We start from the raw sequence: 16,623 nt of genomic DNA, 5'->3' as shown, positions 1-16,623 counted from the left end.
CTTACCCCTTCTTCAGATGCCGCCGCCCGAGCAGTTCGGCGATCTGGACCGCGTTAAGCGCGGCGCCCTTGCGCAGATTGTCGGAGACACACCACAGGGTAAGGCCGTTGTCGACCGTTGGGTCTTCGCGCACGCGGCTGACATAAGTGGCGCCGTCGCCGGCCGCTTCGACCGGAGTGACGTATCCGGCGTCCTCACGCTTGTCGACGAGCATCACGCCCGGCGCTTCGCGCAGAATGTCCATCGCTTGGCTCGCGCTGATCTCGTTTTCGAACTCGATGTTCACGGCTTCGGAATGGCCGACGAATACCGGCACACGCACGCAAGTGGCGTTGAGTTTGATCCTGGGGTCGAGGATCTTCTTGGTCTCGACGACCATCTTCCACTCTTCCTTGGTCGAGCCATCATCCATGAAGACGTCGATATGCGGAATGACGTTGAAGGCGATCTGCTTGGTAAACTTGCGCTGCTGGATCGGATCGCCGACGAAGATCGCGCGGCTCTGTTCGAACAGCTCGTCCATGCCCGCCTTGCCCGCGCCGGAAACCGACTGGTAGGTGCTCACCACCACGCGCTTGATCGTCGCCGCATCATGCAGCGGCTTGAGCGCGACAACCAGCTGCGCAGTCGAGCAGTTGGGGTTGGCGATGATGTTCTTGCGCTTGTAATCGTCGACCGCGTCAGGGTTCACCTCGGGTACGATCAGCGGCACGTCGGGGTCCATGCGGAAATGCGAGCTGTTGTCGATCACGACGCAGCCGGCCGCTGCCGCTTTGGGCGCATACTCCTTGGCGGGACCGCCGCCCGCCGCGAACAGGGCAATGTCCCAACCGGTGAAGTCGAAATGTTCGATGTTCTTGCACTTGAGCATGCGGCCGGTGTCGCCGAACTCGACCTCGGTTCCGACCGAGCGCGATGAGGCGACGGCCGCCACTTCGTCGCACGGGAATTCCCGCTCGGCGAGGATCTGCATCATTTCACGACCGACATTCCCGGTCGCGCCGACGACGGCTACGCGATAGCCCATTGCAAGAGTCTCCAACTTCGATTGGGGAGGCCCCTTAGCGCCCCCAGGCCCGTCATCCCAGCAAAAGCTGGGATCTTTGGCCAATCAGTTCTTCGCCGATAGCGATCCCAGCTTTCGCTGGGATGACGCACAGCTACTCCGGCGGCACCACCCCATGCGCCTCGAGAAAGCGGAAGATGGTGTTCCATAATTGCGGCGAAATCTGCTCGCCGGCCACACTGTGGGTCTGGCCGGGATAGAGCATCATCTCGAACGGGCGGTTGGCTTCCTGCAGCACCGAGATCAGCTCCGACGAATTCTCGAACACGACGTTGTCGTCGGCCATGCCGTGGATCAGCAGCAGCGGATCGGTCATCTTCGTCGCGTCGGGAATGGCGCTCGCCTTGGCATAGGCCTCGGGCACTTCGCGCGGATCGCCCATGAAGCGTTCGGTGTAATGGGTGTCGTAGAGCTCCCATCTGGTCACCGGTGCGCCCGCTATTCCGGCCGCATAGAGGCCAGGATCGGACTGCAATTGCTTCAACGTCATGTATCCGCCGTAGGACCAGCCGTAGATCGCGATCTTGTCAGGATCGACGAAATCGAGCGTCCCCAGATACTCGGCCCCGGCCTTCTGGTCGCGCACCTCGACCCCGCCCATGGCGCGGTAGATCGGTTGTTCGAATTCGACCCCGCGGTTGGCACTGCCCCGGTTGTCGAGCTGGAACCAGATATAGCCCTTGTCGACAATCGCCTGTCGCAGCGCCCCGTTCCAGCCATTGGCGACGGTCTGCGGTCCCGGCCCGCCGTAGTGGCTGTAGAACACCGGATAGCGCTTGCCCGGTTCCATCTCGGGCGTGATCATTTCCCAGTAGAGATCCGTGCCGTCCTCGGCCTTGATGGTGCCGTAGGTGGTCGGGCGATGGCTGGCGAGGAAGGGCGTGTAGGGATGGTCCGCGTCCAGCGCGTTCTCCTCGATCCAGGTCAGCAGCTTGCCGTCGCGATCCGCGAGATAGGTTTGCGGCGGGCTGTCGTCGCTCGAACGGGTGACGAGCAGCGTCTGGCCCTTGTCGTCCATGCTGGCACTGTAGGTGAAGCCAGGTTCGGTCAGGCGGGTGATCTCGCCGGGCTTAGCGAGGTCGAGGCGGTAGACATGCTGCTCCAGCACGCCGTCCTTGTTGCCGGTGAAGAAAACGGTCTTGGTCTCCTCGTCCACCCCGACCAGCTTGGTGACGACCCAATCGCCCTGGGTCAGCTGCCTGTCGGTGGGGATGATCGGCAAGAAGGTCCCGACCAGTTCAGGCTTAACGCCGTCCTTTGCTTGAAACTTCATCCCGCGGAAGCTGTGATAAAGATGGCCGAAGCCGTCCCGCTCGCTCCACCACACGAACGAGCCGTCCTTGAGGAAACGGTAACTGTCCGACAGGTTGATCCAGTACTCGTCACGCCAGGGAAACTCCGCCGTGATGAACGAGGTTTGGCCAGTGGACAGGTCGACCTCGAGCAAATCGAGCCGGGTCTGTTGCCGGTTCTGGCGCTGGACGAAGAGCCTCCCGTCAGGGGCCCAGTCGACACGGGCGACATAGAAGTCGGTCGGATCGGAAGGGTTGTAATCCTCGGCGGGCTGATCGCTGGTCAGGTCGATCTTGACCTTGTTGCCGCCATCCGGGTCCATCACGAACAGTTCGACGATGGCATTGTCGCTGCCCGCCACCGGATAGCGCTGGTCGAACACCTTGGTCCCCGTCGCGCCGATGGCGGCGCGGGTGACCACGCCGACCGGGCTTTCGTCGGTGCGCTGGACGACGATGCGCTTGTCATCCGGCGACCACCAGTAACCGGCGAGCCGCGACATTTCTTCCTGTGCGACGAATTCGGCCTCGCCCCAGCGGACGGTATCGGCTTCCTTGGGCGTGATCGGCGTTGCTTCCTTGCCGACTTCACCGACCCACAGCTGGCGATCGCGGACGAAGGAGACATACTTGCCGGTCTTGCTGAGCGAGGGGTTGAGCTCGCTCTCCTCGGTATCGGTCAGCCGTTGTACGCTGCCGTCGAGCTTCGCCAGGTAGAGGTCGCCGTCGAGCGGGACCAGCAGGCCCGAACCGTCGGCGTTCCACTGGTAAGAGACGATGCCCTTGAGGCTGCCGATCCGCGCCCGCTCGCGCTGCATCTTCTCGTCTTCGGAAAGCTCGCGCCCGCTGCCCAGTTTCTCGCTGTCGACCAGCATGGACCATTCGCTGGTCTCGCGGTCATAGGCCCACAGGTCGTAGCGCTGCAGATCGTCGGCGCGGTTCTTCAGCAGGGTGAGATAGCGCCCGTCCGGCGACAGCTTGGCCTGCCGCGGGCTCGGCCCGTTGAGCGAGGGCGAGGCGAAGACGCGCTCGAAGGTCAGGTCCTGCGGCTCGCTCACCGGATTGTCTCCGGCAATAGCAGGTGTGGCGAAAAGGAGCGAAGCGGTAGCGGCAATAAGCAGGCGCATAGCAAGAAGCTGGAACTCCAAAGAGAAAGGGCGCCCCGGCATGTAAGCCAGGACGCCCTTTCGTCAAACCTTTTGGGTCGGTGCGCTTATTCGCCCTTGGCCGGACGGTTGTCGCGACGCTCGGCGATACGGGCGCTCTTACCGGTGCGGCCACGCAGGTAGTAGAGCTTCGCACGGCGCACCACGCCGCGGCGGACCACGGTGATGCTGTCGACGATCGGCGAGTAGAGCGGGAACACGCGTTCCACGCCTTCGCCGAAGCTCATCTTGCGCACGGTGAAATTGCTGTTGATCGAACGGTTCGAGCGGGCGATCACGACGCCTTCGAACATCTGCACACGCTCGCGCGTGCCTTCGACAACCTTCACGCCGACGCGAACGGTGTCGCCGGCACGGAATTCCGGAATCTCCTTGCCAGCCTTGGCAATTTCTTCCGCTTCGATCTGCTGGATCAGGTTCACTGGTCCATGTCCTTCTTCTTTCGCCGCGCACCAGAGGCAGGTTGGACCCGAGCGTCACTGTAACGCTCCCAAAGGTCCGGCCTGCGTAGCCGTGTGATCTCTTCCGCCTGGGCTTTGCGCCAAGCGGCTATCTTCGCATGATCCCCCGATCGCAGCACTTCAGGGATCGTGCGCCCTTCCCATTCATAAGGTCGGGTGTAGTGCGGGTATTCGAGCAATCCGTCTTCGAAGGATTCCTCATGCCCGCTGGAAGGCGCGCCCATTACTCCGGGAAGCAGGCGAATGCAAGCGTCGAGTATGGCCAGCGCCGCGGTCTCACCGCCGGAGAGGACGATATCGGCGAGGCTGACTTCCTCGATCCTGCGCGCCTCGAAAATCCGCTCGTCGAAACCCTCGAACCGGCCGCACAGGATGACGACGCCGGGGCCCTCCGCCAGCTCGCGGATCCGCCCCTGGGTGATGGGCCTGCCCCGCGGCGTCATGGCGAGGATGGGGCGGCGCGCTAAAGCCCCCTCCTCTTCAGAGGAGGGGGTTTGGGGGTGGTGGCCGAAAGCAACTGCATCAGCGGCTTCCACCACCCCCTCCGCGCCTGCGGCGCTCCTCCCCCTCCTCTGAAGATGAGGGGGCGTGATAGAATCCAGCGCCGCCGCCAGCACATCCGCCTTGAGCACCATCCCCGCCCCGCCCCCGGCCGGCGTATCATCGACCGTGCGGTGCCTGTCAGTGGCGAAATCGCGGATCTGGACGGTCTCGCACGACCAGTCCCCCCGCTCGAGCGCCTTGCCCGCAAGCGACACGCCGAGCGGCCCGGGGAACATCTCCGGGTAGAGGGTGAGGATGGTAGCGGCGAAGGTCATGGATCGATCCACTCGCCTGCTTCCAGCACTCTGGCAATATGGCGGAGTTCAAGTCGCTCAATTCTTTGCTTCTCGCGACGCAGCGGCAGGCCTTTCGACATCCGAACCAGAGCGATGATCGGGGTGAACGGCAACGCGAGGCAGCCTGTTACATCTGTACCCTCGTTCAACTCAGTATAGCGATCCCACGGCCAATCAAATACCCAAGCACCGAACCGCTCCGCTAGCTTCATGGCGAAGTCGTCAATGTCTAGCCCATAGATTCCTAGATCTTGAGCAATCGCGCTTTCTGGCGCCGCATCCGTGCATCCGTGCTCGATTTGCGCGACCCACATAACATAGGGAAGCGCGCCATCATCCAAGGACGGCGGTTCAGTCCGCACTGAAAATTACCCCATTCTTCGCCCGCGTATCGACCCTCAGCTCGAACACATCGGGCCGCGAGTAGTGGCCGTCGGTGTCGAGGCTCGCCAGTCCCTCCGCAATCGCAGCTATATTCAGCTCTGCGAACAGAGTTTCCTCGCCCTGGCCTGCTTGTGCGACGACGCCGGCATCGGGCGCGGCGATCAGGCTGCCACCCTTGTTGAGCACTTCGACCGGGATGGCTTCGATCAGTTCGCGCGCGGCCGCATCGGCATTCTTGTTTGCGCTACCGCCTGCGGCTGCTTGAGCGCGGGCACACCGCTCCAGCCCGTCGAACAGATCGTCCTTGTGCTGCACCAGCCCCGCCGCCAGCACGAAGCAGCGGCCCTCCATCGCATAGTGCCGGCTGGCGATGGCATATTGTTCTCGCACCGTCGGCCAGGCGGCGACATGCACATGCTCGCCGAGATTGTGCATCGCCGCGCGGGCGAGCGGCATCCAGTGTTCCCAGCAGATCAGGCTGCCGACGCGGCCCCATTCGGCCTGGTGCGCTCCAATCGTCGAACCGTCGCCGCGCATCCACACCAGCCGTTCGCCATGGGTGGGGACGAGCTTGCGGTGGTCGAGCGGTGCCTCGCCCGGGCGGAAGGTCAGCTGGTTGTTGTAGAGCGAATTGCGCACCCGCTCATGCGCGCCGATGCTGATCACCGCGCCGCTTGCGTCGCACAGTTCCTGCAAGGGCAGCAGCCGCTCGTCCCCCGGCACCACCGCCTGTTCCAGCAGGATGCGGTGCAGCGCCTTGCTGCCCGGATGGTCCCACAGCGCCGCGCCGGGTGCCTCGTCGAGCCATAGCGGATAGCCGCCGAGGAAGGTCTCGCCGAATGCCACCAGCTGCGCCCCACCCTCGATCGCCTCGCGCGCCAGCCGCACGGCCTTGTCGATCCCGTCCCCGATGGCGAGCGAGATCGGCGCGGCCTGGCAGATGGCGACGTTTAGAGCGGTCATGCCCTGCGCCCTAGCTTGCCGGGGAGCGCTTTGCCATCCCGTGCGTTGCGGCGGCATGGACGAGAACGAAATCGACGACTGCATCATCGTGGGTGGCGGCCCCGGCGGGCTGACGGCGGCGATCTATCTTGCGCGCTATCACCTTTCGATCCGGCTGTTCGACTGCGGCACCAGCCGCGCCGTGCTGATCCCGCGCACCAACAATCATGCCGGCTATCCGGACGGCATTCCGGGGATCGAGCTGGTCGGCAACATGCTCGCCCAGGCCGAGAAATTCGGCGTCGTGCGCGAGGAGAAGAAGGTCGTCCATCTCGCCAAGGCGGGAGACCGCTTTATCGTCGGCACGGACGAAGGAACCTTTACTGCGCGCAGCGTGCTGCTGGCGACGGGGGTGTTCAACCGCCATCCGCCGGGCATGAGCGACGACTTCCACGACAAGGTGATGGCGAAGTGCCTGCTGCGCTATTGCCCGGTGTGCGACGGCTACGAGGTGACCGACAAGCGCGTGGGCATCATCGGCACGGGTGAGCATGGCACAGCCGAGGCGCTGTTCCTGCGCGGCTTCACCCGCGATATCACGCTGATCGCGCCAAGAGGGGAGCACAATCTGTCCGGCGAATGCATGGACCAGCTCGACGAGGCGGCCATCGCGCGGACCCAAGGGCCATGCGGACGCTACGAAATTCGCGGCGACAGGCTGGCGGTCGAGACGGCGGAGGGATGGCTGGAATTCGACAGCGTCTATCCTGCCCTGGGCAGCGATATCCGCTCCGAACTGGCGCAGGCGGTCGGCGCGAAATGCGGCGAGAACGGCTGTATCGTGGTCGACGATCACATGCGCACGAGCGTGCCGGGCCTCTACGCCGTGGGCGACGTGGTGAAGGGTCTCGACCAGATCGGCCACGCGATGGGCGGCGCGGGGATCGCCGCGACCGACATTCGCAACACCCTGGCCGAGCAGCGACCGATCCGGCGCTAGTCGGTAACGAAGTCGGCGGCGATGACCATGCGGGCGTGATCCCATTCCAGCACCGCCTGCGGGGTCATGGGAACCATGAAACTCTTCATGCCCTTCTCGGGAACCGGGTCCTTGGCAATCTCCACGATATCGGTCGCACCGAAATTGTGGACGTCGAGCACAGTGCCAACCGGATCGCCCACATCGGTGACGACTGCCAGGCCGATCAGGTCGGCGTGGTAATACTCGCCCTCGGCCAGGGGCGGGAGTGCATCTCGCGAGACGCTGAGCGTGGTGCCGCGCAGGGCCTCGGCCTGTTCGCGGGTCTGCACTTCGGCGAAGCGGGCGATGGCGCCGCCCTTGTTATCGCTGCGAAGTTTAGAGAGGGTCAGCGCACCCTGATTGAAGCTCCTGTGGGCTTTCAGGGCATCGAACCCTTCGCCCAGCAGCTTCAGACGGACTTCGCCCGCCACGCCATGCGCACCGGTAACGGCGGCCAGCGTGACGGGCGTGTCGGGTCCATTCCCCTCCCGCTTGCGGGAGGGGTGAGGGGTGGGCGAGGCCGGGCGCGTCATAGCGTTACGCGCCCACCCCCGGCCCCTCCCGCAAGCGGGAGGGGATGAGAGGCATCAGCCTTCCGACTTTTCTTCGGCGGCTTCGTCAGCGGGAGCTTCTTCAGCAGGAGCTTCCTCGGCTGCGGGTGCCTCCTCAGCCGGGGCAGCTTCCTCAGCGGCCGGAGCTTCTTCAGTGGCTGCTTCTTCGGCAACAGCTTCTTCAGCAGCGGCTTCTTCAACCGGTGCTTCTTCAGCCGGAGCTTCGGCAGCGGCCTTGGCAGCTTCCTCGGCCTCGGCAGCCTTGGCGGCCTTTTCCTCGGCGCGTTCCTTGGCGGCATCGCCCGGTTCGCCCTTCTTCGGGTTGTTCTTCGGCGCGCGCTCGAGGATGCCGGCGGCGTCGAGGAAGCGGTGGACGCGGTCCGACGGGGTCGCACCGACGCTCAGCCAGTGGCGGGCGCGGTCTTCGTTGAGCTTCACGCGCTCGCCCGAATCCTTCGGCAGCATCGGGTTGTAGGTGCCGATCTGCTCGAGATACTTGCCGTCACGCGCAGCGCGCGAGTCGGCGACGACGATGCGGTAATAGGGACGCTTCTTCGCACCACCGCGCGAGAGACGGATTGCAACTGCCATTGTATTCTACCTTTCCAATTCAAATCACTGATTAATTTAATTTTTCTTGTTCAACATATCGCGAAGCTCGGGCGGCAGCGTGTCCATGTCGACGCTGGGGCCCTTGCCCCCGGAACCGCCCATTCCGCCAAGTCCAGGGAGGCCGCCAAGACCGCCCATCCCGCCGCCACCCATGCCGGGCATTCCGCCGCCGCCGAACATGGCAGCGAGGCCCTTAAGCCCGCCCATCTTCTTGATCTGCTTCATCGCGCGGCCCATTTCCTGGTGCATCTTCAGCACCTTGTTGATCTCCTGCACCGAAGTGCCGGAGCCGGCCGCAACGCGCTTCTTGCGCTTGGCGTTCATCAGTTCGGGACGGGCGCGTTCCTTGGGCGTCATCGAACCGATGATCGCGTCCATGTGGACCAGCACCTTGTCGTCCATGCCGCTGGCCGCCATCGCCGCCTTGGCCTTCTTCATGCCCGGCATCATGCCAGCGAGCGCGCCGATCCCGCCCATGTTCTGCATCTGGCGGAGCTGCATACGCAGGTCGTTGAGATCGAACTTGCCTTTCTCCATGCGCTTGGCGAGCGCTTCGGCTTCCTCGACCTTGATCGTCTCGGCAGCCTTCTCGACCAGGCTGACGATGTCGCCCATGCCGAGGATCCGGTCCGCCACCCGCGCCGGATGGAAGGCTTCGAGCGCATCGAGTTTCTCGCCCGTGCCGGCGAACTTGATCGGCTTCCCGGTAACAGCGCGCATCGAAAGCGCCGCGCCGCCGCGGGCATCGCCGTCCATCCGGGTGAGGATCACGCCGGTGAGCGGGACCTCGTCGGAGAAATTCTGCGCCACATTGACCGCGTCCTGGCCGGTCAGGCTGTCGACCACCAGCAGCACTTCGGTCGGCGCGGAAACGCCGGCGACGGCCTTCATCTCGGCCATCAGCGCTTCGTCGACATGCAGGCGTCCCGCGGTGTCGAGCAGCAGGACGTCGAAGTTCTGCAGGCGCGCGGCTTCCAGCGCGCGGCGGGCGATATCGACCGGCTGCTGGCCCTGCACGATCGGCAGGGTCGCGACCTCGGTCTGCTCGCCCAGCACCGCCAGCTGTTCCTGCGCGGCCGGACGGTTGACGTCGAGCGAGGCCATCATGGCCTTCTTGCCGTGCTTCTCGCGGATATATTTGGCGAGCTTGGCGGTGGTGGTGGTCTTGCCCGAACCCTGCAAGCCAACCATCATGATCACGACCGGCGGCTTGGCTTCCAGGACCAGCGGAACGTGGCCGTTCTCACCGTCATCGCCGCCCAGCATCGCCACCAGCTCGTCATTGACGATCTTGATGACCTGCTGGCCCGGCGTGACCGACTTGAGCACGCTTTCGCCGACGGCCTTTTCCGTGACCTTGTCGATGAAGCTGCGCGCGACGGGCAGTGCCACATCGGCTTCGAGCAGCGCGATCCGCACTTCGCGCATGGCATCGCGCACGTCCTGCTCGCGCAGCGCCCCGCGGCCGCGCAGGCGGTCGAAGGTTGCACCAAGGCGATCGGACAGGGCGTCGAACATCGCAACTCCAAACTCAAACCGGCTTATTTATTGGTCGCTTCCCGAACCGAAAAAGCGGCGAGCGCTTTTTCTGGGAAACTCCCGAACGCGAAAAACGCCGGCGGATGAGAACTCATCGGCCAGCGTGCGGTTTTCACCACGAATATCAATCAAGTGGTGGAGCCTAGCGGGATCGAACCGCTGACCTCCTGCATGCCATGCAGGCGCTCTCCCAGCTGAGCTAAGGCCCCAATCACTTGTTTCACCGAGCCCCTGGGAGGGCCCGACCCTTGCGGGAAGCGGCGCTTTATGAGGGCATTTTTCCTTTCGCAAGGAAAAAGTGCCGCCGCACGCCATCCGGCGCGCGAAATCCCCGCTCATGCGACCTGATGGTCGCGTCGCTGCGGGCGCGCGGTCGCGCTTGCACTCGCCTGCGGCTCGCGTCCTTGGACCCAGAACGCTATCGAGTGGCGGAGCACGGTCCGCGACCAGCGGGCCGCAAGGCCGACTGGCCGCCCGCAGGTGCTCGGTGCGCAGCACCGAAATCGCACCGAGGATGAACCCGCGGATGCGGGTTCATGAAACAAAAAGATTCAACTATCGTCGGTGTCGTCGTCGTCACCGCCGGTGGTGACGCCGAGATCGTCGTCGCCGCCCAGATCGACTTCATTGTCGGGCGAATCGTCGTCTTCGTCGACGTCGATGTCCAGATCGTCATCGCCCAGATCGCTGTCGGGCTCGACGTCCTTCTTCTTCTCTTCCTCGAACGGGATCGGCTGCTTGGTCTTCAGCACGGGCTCGGGGTGCCACTCTTCGCCGCATTCGATGCAGGCGACGGGGTCGTCCTTGCCGAGATCGTAGAAGCGGGTCCCGCATTTGGGGCAGCTACGCTTGGTGCCCCATTCTGGCTTGGCCATGTCTCACTGTTCCTTTGGTCGGGCGTCCGGTCATCGAAGCCCGCGAAAAATTCTCTATCTTGATGGGTAGCAAAAGGCCCCGAATCAAGAGCGCCGCGCGCCTTGCCATAGGGGCACCCCCCTGTCAAAGACCGCGCCGCATGACAGGCCATTCCGCAGACCAGCCGACCCCGCATCGCTTCACCGCCTCCGGGCCGCTGAAGGGCCGCATCCGCGTGCCGGGCGACAAGTCGATCAGCCACCGCTCGATCATGCTCGGCGCTCTGGCGGTGGGCGAAACGCGGGTAACGGGCCTGCTCGAAGGCGAGGACGTGATGGCGACCGCCGCCGCGATGCGGGCGATGGGCGCTTCCGTTGAGAAGACCGGCGAGCAATGGCGCGTCCACGGCGTCGGTGTCGGCGGGCTGCTGCAGCCGCGCGAGGCGCTCGACATGGGCAACAGCGGTACCTCGACCCGCCTGCTGATGGGCCTTGTCGCCAGCCATGGCATCACCGCGACCTTCACCGGCGACGCGAGCCTCTCCAAGCGTCCGATGGGCCGGGTCATCGAACCCTTGAGCAAAATGGGCGCGCAGTTCCATGGCGCGCAATCTCCGTCTTGGGGCGGCACATTGCCGCTGACCATGGAGGGCCTGTGCCCCGCCGTGCCGATCACCTACCGCCTGCCTGTCGCAAGCGCGCAGGTGAAGAGCGCGGTGATGCTGGCCGGGCTCAACACGCCGGGCATCACCACGGTGATCGAGCCGGTCCCGACCCGCGACCATTCCGAGCGCATGTTGCGCGGCTTCGGCGCGCAGATCGAGATCGACGAAGTCGGCGGTGAGCGCGTGATCCGCGTACACGGAGAAGCCGACCTGACGCCTCAGGTCATTGAAGTCCCGGGCGACCCCTCGTCGGCCGCTTTCTTCGTCGTCGCGGCGCTGCTGGTGGAAGGGAGCGATCTCGTCATCGAGAATGTCGGCCTCAACCCGACCCGCGCCGGCCTGTTCGAAGTGCTGCGTCAGATGGGCGGCAGTATCGAGGAACTGAACCCCCGCGAAGTCGGCGGCGAGCCGGTGGCGGATTTGCGGGTGCGGCACTCCGCCCTAACCGGCATAGAGGTCGATCCCGCTATTGCGCCGAGCATGATCGACGAATTCCCTGTGCTGTTCGTCGCTGCCTCGCTGGCGAAGGGCACCACCAACACCAGCGGGCTCGAGGAACTGCGGGTCAAGGAAAGCGACCGCCTCGCCGCGATGGCCGCTGCCCTGACCGGCGCAGGCACGCAGATCGAGGAGCGTGAGGACGGCCTCGTCATCCACGGCACCGGCGGAGCGCCTCTGCGCGGCAGCGCCAACAGCCGCACCAGGACCCTGCTCGACCACCGCATCGCCATGAGCATGGCAGTGGCGGGTCTGGCCAGTCGCGACGGAGTCGAAGTGGACGACACCCGCCCCATTGCCACCAGCTTTCCCAACTTCGTCGCGCTGCTCGAAGCGGCGGCCTTCTGAATACCAGCGCAGGACTCCGCGAAATACTGTCTTGCCTCCGACTGATTTGGCAGCGAAATGGGAGTGGGGTTGGCCTGGGGGAAAATATGCAACGCACAACTTTGATTCGGTACACATCTGCTGCCGTTGCCTGCGCAATCATCGCTTCGCCCGTTGCGCCCATCTCGGCCCAGGTGGGTGGCTCGACTGGCGCGGCGCGGACATCAGCCGCCTATGACGCGGACCGGATCGTCACCCAGGTATTCCTGGAAGATCTGGCAGCCATCGCCCGCAACAATGGCGATACCATCGTCAGCGAGGGCAAAATGGGTGACGTGTCGGTGCATGCGGTCACGCCCGAAGGGCTGAACTATATCTTGATCGGTACCGTGTGCGACCTGCCGGATTACGGTCCAGGCTGTCTGGGGGTCGACTTTCAGGTCCGCTATGATGCCGACTACCGGGTCACGCTGGAAAATATCAATCGCGCCAATCGGGCCTTTTCCGCTAGCAAAACCTCGCGCGGGTATAACGAGAGTGGCGGCGACACGGTGTTCATCACCCATTACACCATTCTCGATGGCGGGCAGAAGATGGGCAATCTTTCGACCATCCTGATCAACGTGCTGGATATTGCCCCACAGGTTGCCGATATCATCTGGCCGGCATAGCGGCGCTTGTCGCGCGATCCCTGCTTGCCCGAAATGGATGCGCACCATAGTCAGCGCGGCATGAACATACCTTCCCGTCAGAGAGCGGCCGGATGATGCCGCTCGATATCTACAGTCTCGTCGGTTTCGTCGGGACCGCCTGCATTATCGGGGCCTATGCCTATTTGACCTTGAGCAATGCACCAAACCCCTACCTTCTCCACGGCACCAACCTCGCCGGGGCAGCGCTCCTGACGGTGTCGCTTCTGGTTCACACCAATTGGCCCAGCCTGGTGCTGGAAGGGTTCTGGGCTGCGATTGCCATTACGGGGCTGGTTAAGGCCGCAAGGGCACGAAGGAAGGCGACATGATCATCGCCGTCGACGGTCCGACCGCTTCGGGCAAGGGAACCATTGCCAAGGCGCTGGCCGCGCATTTCGGGCTGCCACATCTCGATACCGGACTGCTCTATCGTGCGGTCGGGCGGCAGGTGGCGCTGAACGGCGGCGATCCCGACGATCCCGACGATGCGCTGGCGGCGTGCGAATTCCCGGATGCGCTGCTTGAGGACGAGTTCCTGCGCTCGGAGGAAGTCGGCGGGCTTGCCAGTCGGGTGTCGGTGCATCCGTCGGTGCGGCAGGCGCTGTACGAACGGCAACGCGCATTCGCCTTGCAGCCGGGCGGAGCGGTGCTCGATGGGCGCGACATCGGAACCGTGATCGCGCCTGAAGCGGACGTCAAGCTGTTCGTCACTGCCAGCGTCTACCAGCGCGCCCGCCGCCGCTGGCTGGAAATGACCGACCGCGAGATCGAGATCAGCCTCGATGCCATCGAGCAGGACATCGCCGCCCGCGATGCCCGCGATATCGGGCGGGCCAATGCACCTTTGCGCGCTGCGCCCGATGCGTTGGTGTTCGACACCACCAGCTTCGACCGCAACCAAGCGATTGCCGAAGCGATCGCTGCGGTCGAAGCGAAGCTGGCCTAGCCCCATTTTCCTTGCATTCCCCCCGCCTTTGGCCTAGGCGCGCGGCCGTTCTCGAGCATCCCTGGATCGACGGAACCTTCGCGGCGGCATCCGGCCTCGCGGAGATCACGGCCCTCTTGCCCCGTACACCTGTGCAATCGTGCATGGGGGACGGAGAAAGACCCCGGAAAAACCGGTGGCCGGTAGCAGATGATTAGGACACGCAACCATGGCGACTTCTGCCAACCCCACGCGCGACGATTTCGAAGCGCTCCTCAATGAACAACTCGGCGGCGCAGGCGATGAAGGCTTCGAAGGCCGCGTCGTCAAGGGCACCGTCACCGCAATCGAAAACGGTTTCGTGATCGTGGACGTCGGCCTCAAGAGCGAAGGCCGCATCGATCTCAAGGAATTCCAGCGCGGCGAAGGCGACGAAGCCCCGACCGTCGGCAGCGAAGTCGAAGTCTTCGTCGACCGCGTCGAGAACGCCGACGGCGAAGCCATGCTCAGCCGCGACCGCGCTCGCCGCGAAGCCGCCTGGGACAAGCTGGAAAGCGAGTTCGGCGAGGGCGTCCGCGTCGAAGGCCGCATCTTCGGCCGCGTCAAGGGCGGCTTCACCGTCGACCTCGACGGCGCCGTGGCCTTCCTGCCCGGCAGCCAGGTGGACATCCGCCCGGTCCGCGACGTCGGCCCGCTGATGGACATGCCGCAGCCGTTCCAGATCCTGAAGATGGACCGCCGCCGCGGCAACATCGTCGTGTCGCGCCGCGCGGTGCTTGAAGAAACCCGCGCCGAACAGCGCAGCGAGCTGATCAGCGACCTCGCCGAAGGCCAGGTCATCGACGGCGTCGTCAAGAACATCACCGATTACGGTGCCTTCGTCGACCTCGGCGGCATCGACGGCCTGCTGCATGTCACCGACATGAGCTACAAGCGCGTCAACCACCCGAGCGAAGTGATCGAGATCGGCCAGACCGTGACCGTCCAGATCGTCCGCATCAACTCGGATACCCAGCGCATCAGCCTCGGCATGAAGCAGCTGGAAAGCGATCCGTGGGATGGCGTCGCCGCGAAGTACCCGGTCGGCATGAAACTGACGGGCACTGTCACCAACATCACCGAATACGGCGCGTTCGTCGAAATCGAGCCCGGCATCGAAGGCCTGGTCCACGTTTCGGAAATGAGCTGGACCAAGAAGAACGTCCACCCCGGCAAGATCGTCTCGACCTCGCAGGAAGTCGAAGTCATGGTGCTGGAAGTCGATAGCGAGAAGCGCCGCATCTCGCTCGGCCTCAAGCAGGCCCAGCGCAATCCGTGGGAAGAGTTCGCCGAGAAGCACCCGGTCGGCAGCGAAGTCGAAGGCGAAGTCAAGAACGCCACCGAATTCGGCCTGTTCATCGGTCTCGACGGCGATGTCGACGGCATGGTCCACATGTCGGATATCGCCTGGGGCATCTCGGGCGAAGACGCGCTGGCGCTCCACCGCAAGGGCGAGATGGTCAAGGCCGTTGTGCTCGACGTCGACACCGACAAGGAACGCATCAGCCTCGGCATGAAGCAGCTCGAGAAGGGCGCCCCGTCGGCTGCCGGTGCGGATTCGAGCTCGCTGCGCAAGAACGAAACCGTCACGGTCACCGTTCTCGAAGTCCGCGATGGCGGCCTCGAAGTGCAGGTCGGCGAAGACGGCGCGACCGGCTTCATCAAGCGTTCGGACCTCGGCCGCGACCGCGACGAGCAGCGCACCGACCGCTTCCAGCCCGGTGCCAAGGTCGATGCCATGGTCATCGGCTTCGACCGTTCGAAGAAGCCCAACTTCTCGATCAAGGCCCTGCAGATCGCCGAAGAGAAGGAAGCCGTGGCCCAGTTCGGTTCGGCCGACTCGGGTGCATCGCTCGGCGACATTCTCGGCGCAGCGCTGAAGAAGAAGGAAGACTAAGCTCTTCCCTCCCGGTTCGGGGTAATCAGAAAGGCCCGCTTGCCATCGCGGCAGGCGGGCCTTTTCACCCTTGGGGGACTAGCATACAGTGCCCACTATGCTTCAGATCCACCAGTTCCCGTGCCTGTCCGACAACTACGGCTACCTCGTCCACGATCCCGCCAGCGGCGAGACCGCGGCGATAGATACGCCCGACGGTGCCGAGTACCTGCGCCAGGCGCAGACCAAGGGTTGGATCATTACCCAGATCTGGAACACCCACTGGCACCCCGACCATGCCGGCGGGAACAAGGCCATCGTTGAAGCCACCAGCGCCACGATCATCGCCCCGCAGGAGGTCGAGAAGATTTCCGCCATCGACCGCGTGGTGGCGCATGGCGACACCGTCGCGCTGGGCGGCTTCACCGCCGACGTGATCGACGTTTCGGGCCACACCAACGGGCATATCGCCTACCATCTGCCACAAGCAGGCGTGGCTTTTGTCGGCGACAGCGTCTTCGCGCTGGGTTGCGGCCGGATGTTCGAAGGCGAGCCGAAGCAGTTCTGGGACAGCCTCAGCCGGATCAAGGCGCTCCCGCCCGAAACCATGCTTTATTGCGCCCATGAATACACCGAATCCAATGCGCGCTTCGCGGTCCACGCGGACCCGGACAACGAGCAGTTGCGAGCCTATGCAGCATGGGTGATCGAGATGCGCAAGACCGGCGAGCCGACCGTTCCGACGGAACTGGGCAAGGAACTCGCCACCAACCCCTTCCTGCGCGCCGATGATCCGGTGCTGGCAGCGAAATGGGGCGGATCGACCCCCGCCGAGACATTCGCCGCGCTGCGTGCGGGCAAGGACAATTTCTAG

General features: G+C 64.3%; 17 protein-coding genes and 1 tRNA gene. 7 read left to right on the top strand and 11 right to left on the bottom strand.

Annotated features, from left to right (window positions below; translation table 11 throughout):
- Position 1: 1 nt before the first annotated feature.
- From LY632_RS07375 to LY632_RS07350, 6 genes are all read right to left on the bottom strand, one after another.
- Positions 2 to 1,027, bottom strand: a complete 1,026-nt coding sequence (locus tag LY632_RS07375) for an aspartate-semialdehyde dehydrogenase (protein WP_234090503.1) — start codon at positions 1,025 to 1,027, stop codon at positions 2 to 4.
- Positions 1,028 to 1,160: 133 nt separating this feature from the next.
- Positions 1,161 to 3,485, bottom strand: coding sequence for a DPP IV N-terminal domain-containing protein (locus tag LY632_RS07370; protein ID WP_234090502.1), 2,325 nt, complete (start codon positions 3,483 to 3,485; stop codon positions 1,161 to 1,163).
- Positions 3,486 to 3,571: 86 nt separating this feature from the next.
- Positions 3,572 to 3,946, bottom strand: a complete 375-nt coding sequence (rplS, locus tag LY632_RS07365) for a 50S ribosomal protein L19 (protein ID WP_305040814.1) — start codon at positions 3,944 to 3,946, stop codon at positions 3,572 to 3,574.
- A complete protein-coding gene (gene trmD, locus LY632_RS07360) occupies positions 3,943 to 4,803 on the bottom strand; it encodes a tRNA (guanosine(37)-N1)-methyltransferase TrmD (protein ID WP_234090501.1) in 861 nt (286 codons plus the stop codon). Before trmD ends, rplS begins: the two co-directional genes overlap by 4 nt.
- Positions 4,800 to 5,165: a hypothetical protein gene (locus LY632_RS07355; RefSeq protein WP_234090500.1), complete on the bottom strand. Its 366-nt coding sequence runs from the start codon at positions 5,163 to 5,165 to the stop codon at positions 4,800 to 4,802. The genes trmD and LY632_RS07355 overlap by 4 nt, the downstream gene beginning before the upstream one ends.
- Before the next feature lie 10 nt (positions 5,166 to 5,175).
- The gene (locus LY632_RS07350) at positions 5,176 to 6,171 is read right to left on the bottom strand and encodes a carbon-nitrogen hydrolase family protein (protein ID WP_234090499.1); all 996 of its coding nucleotides are present in this window, start codon (positions 6,169 to 6,171) and stop codon (positions 5,176 to 5,178) included.
- Positions 6,172 to 6,226: 55 nt separating this feature from the next.
- Between LY632_RS07350 and LY632_RS07345 the strand changes: the two genes are divergently transcribed.
- Positions 6,227 to 7,150: an NAD(P)/FAD-dependent oxidoreductase gene (locus LY632_RS07345; RefSeq protein WP_234090498.1), complete on the top strand. Its 924-nt coding sequence runs from the start codon at positions 6,227 to 6,229 to the stop codon at positions 7,148 to 7,150.
- Here the strand turns inward: LY632_RS07345 and rimM are convergent.
- The 5 genes from rimM to LY632_RS07320 all read right to left on the bottom strand — a co-directional run bounded on the left by rimM (position 7,147) and on the right by LY632_RS07320 (position 10,748).
- The gene (rimM, locus tag LY632_RS07340) at positions 7,147 to 7,704 is read right to left on the bottom strand and encodes a ribosome maturation factor RimM (RefSeq protein WP_234090497.1); all 558 of its coding nucleotides are present in this window, start codon (positions 7,702 to 7,704) and stop codon (positions 7,147 to 7,149) included. The two genes, LY632_RS07345 and rimM, sit on opposite strands and share 4 nt — an antisense overlap.
- Positions 7,705 to 7,758: 54 nt before the next feature.
- A complete protein-coding gene (gene rpsP, locus LY632_RS07335) occupies positions 7,759 to 8,313 on the bottom strand; it encodes a 30S ribosomal protein S16 (RefSeq protein WP_234090496.1) in 555 nt (184 codons plus the stop codon).
- A gap of 36 nt (positions 8,314 to 8,349) precedes the next feature.
- Positions 8,350 to 9,852, bottom strand: a complete 1,503-nt coding sequence (ffh, locus tag LY632_RS07330) for a signal recognition particle protein (protein ID WP_234090495.1) — start codon at positions 9,850 to 9,852, stop codon at positions 8,350 to 8,352.
- Between the two features lie 154 nt (positions 9,853 to 10,006).
- Positions 10,007 to 10,082 (bottom strand) — tRNA-Ala (locus LY632_RS07325).
- Positions 10,083 to 10,424: 342 nt separating this feature from the next.
- On the bottom strand, positions 10,425 to 10,748 hold the full coding sequence (locus tag LY632_RS07320) for a TIGR02300 family protein (protein WP_234090494.1): 324 nt from the start codon (positions 10,746 to 10,748) through the stop codon (positions 10,425 to 10,427).
- Between the two features lie 140 nt (positions 10,749 to 10,888).
- Between LY632_RS07320 and aroA the strand changes: the two genes are divergently transcribed.
- The 6 genes from aroA to gloB all read left to right on the top strand — a co-directional run bounded on the left by aroA (position 10,889) and on the right by gloB (position 16,623).
- A complete protein-coding gene (gene aroA, locus LY632_RS07315; RefSeq protein WP_234090493.1) occupies positions 10,889 to 12,238 on the top strand; it encodes a 3-phosphoshikimate 1-carboxyvinyltransferase in 1,350 nt (449 codons plus the stop codon).
- 86 nt (positions 12,239 to 12,324) lie between these two features.
- Entirely contained in the window at positions 12,325 to 12,888 is a 564-nt protein-coding gene (locus tag LY632_RS07310) for a YbjN domain-containing protein (RefSeq protein WP_234090492.1), read from the top strand.
- Positions 12,889 to 12,983: 95 nt separating this feature from the next.
- Positions 12,984 to 13,238 (top strand): permease, encoded by a 255-nt coding sequence (locus tag LY632_RS07305; protein ID WP_234093179.1) that lies wholly within the window; start codon positions 12,984 to 12,986, stop codon positions 13,236 to 13,238.
- Entirely contained in the window at positions 13,235 to 13,855 is a 621-nt protein-coding gene (gene cmk / locus LY632_RS07300) for a (d)CMP kinase (RefSeq protein WP_234090491.1), read from the top strand. Before LY632_RS07305 ends, cmk begins: the two co-directional genes overlap by 4 nt.
- A gap of 208 nt (positions 13,856 to 14,063) precedes the next feature.
- The gene (gene rpsA / locus LY632_RS07295) at positions 14,064 to 15,770 is read left to right on the top strand and encodes a 30S ribosomal protein S1 (protein WP_234090490.1); all 1,707 of its coding nucleotides are present in this window, start codon (positions 14,064 to 14,066) and stop codon (positions 15,768 to 15,770) included.
- A gap of 97 nt (positions 15,771 to 15,867) precedes the next feature.
- Entirely contained in the window at positions 15,868 to 16,623 is a 756-nt protein-coding gene (gloB, locus tag LY632_RS07290) for a hydroxyacylglutathione hydrolase (RefSeq protein WP_234090489.1), read from the top strand.

The organism is Erythrobacter sp. SDW2, assembly GCF_021431965.1.
Lineage (GTDB): Bacteria > Pseudomonadota > Alphaproteobacteria > Sphingomonadales > Sphingomonadaceae > Parerythrobacter.
This window is presented reverse-complemented; position numbering and strand designations above follow the sequence as displayed.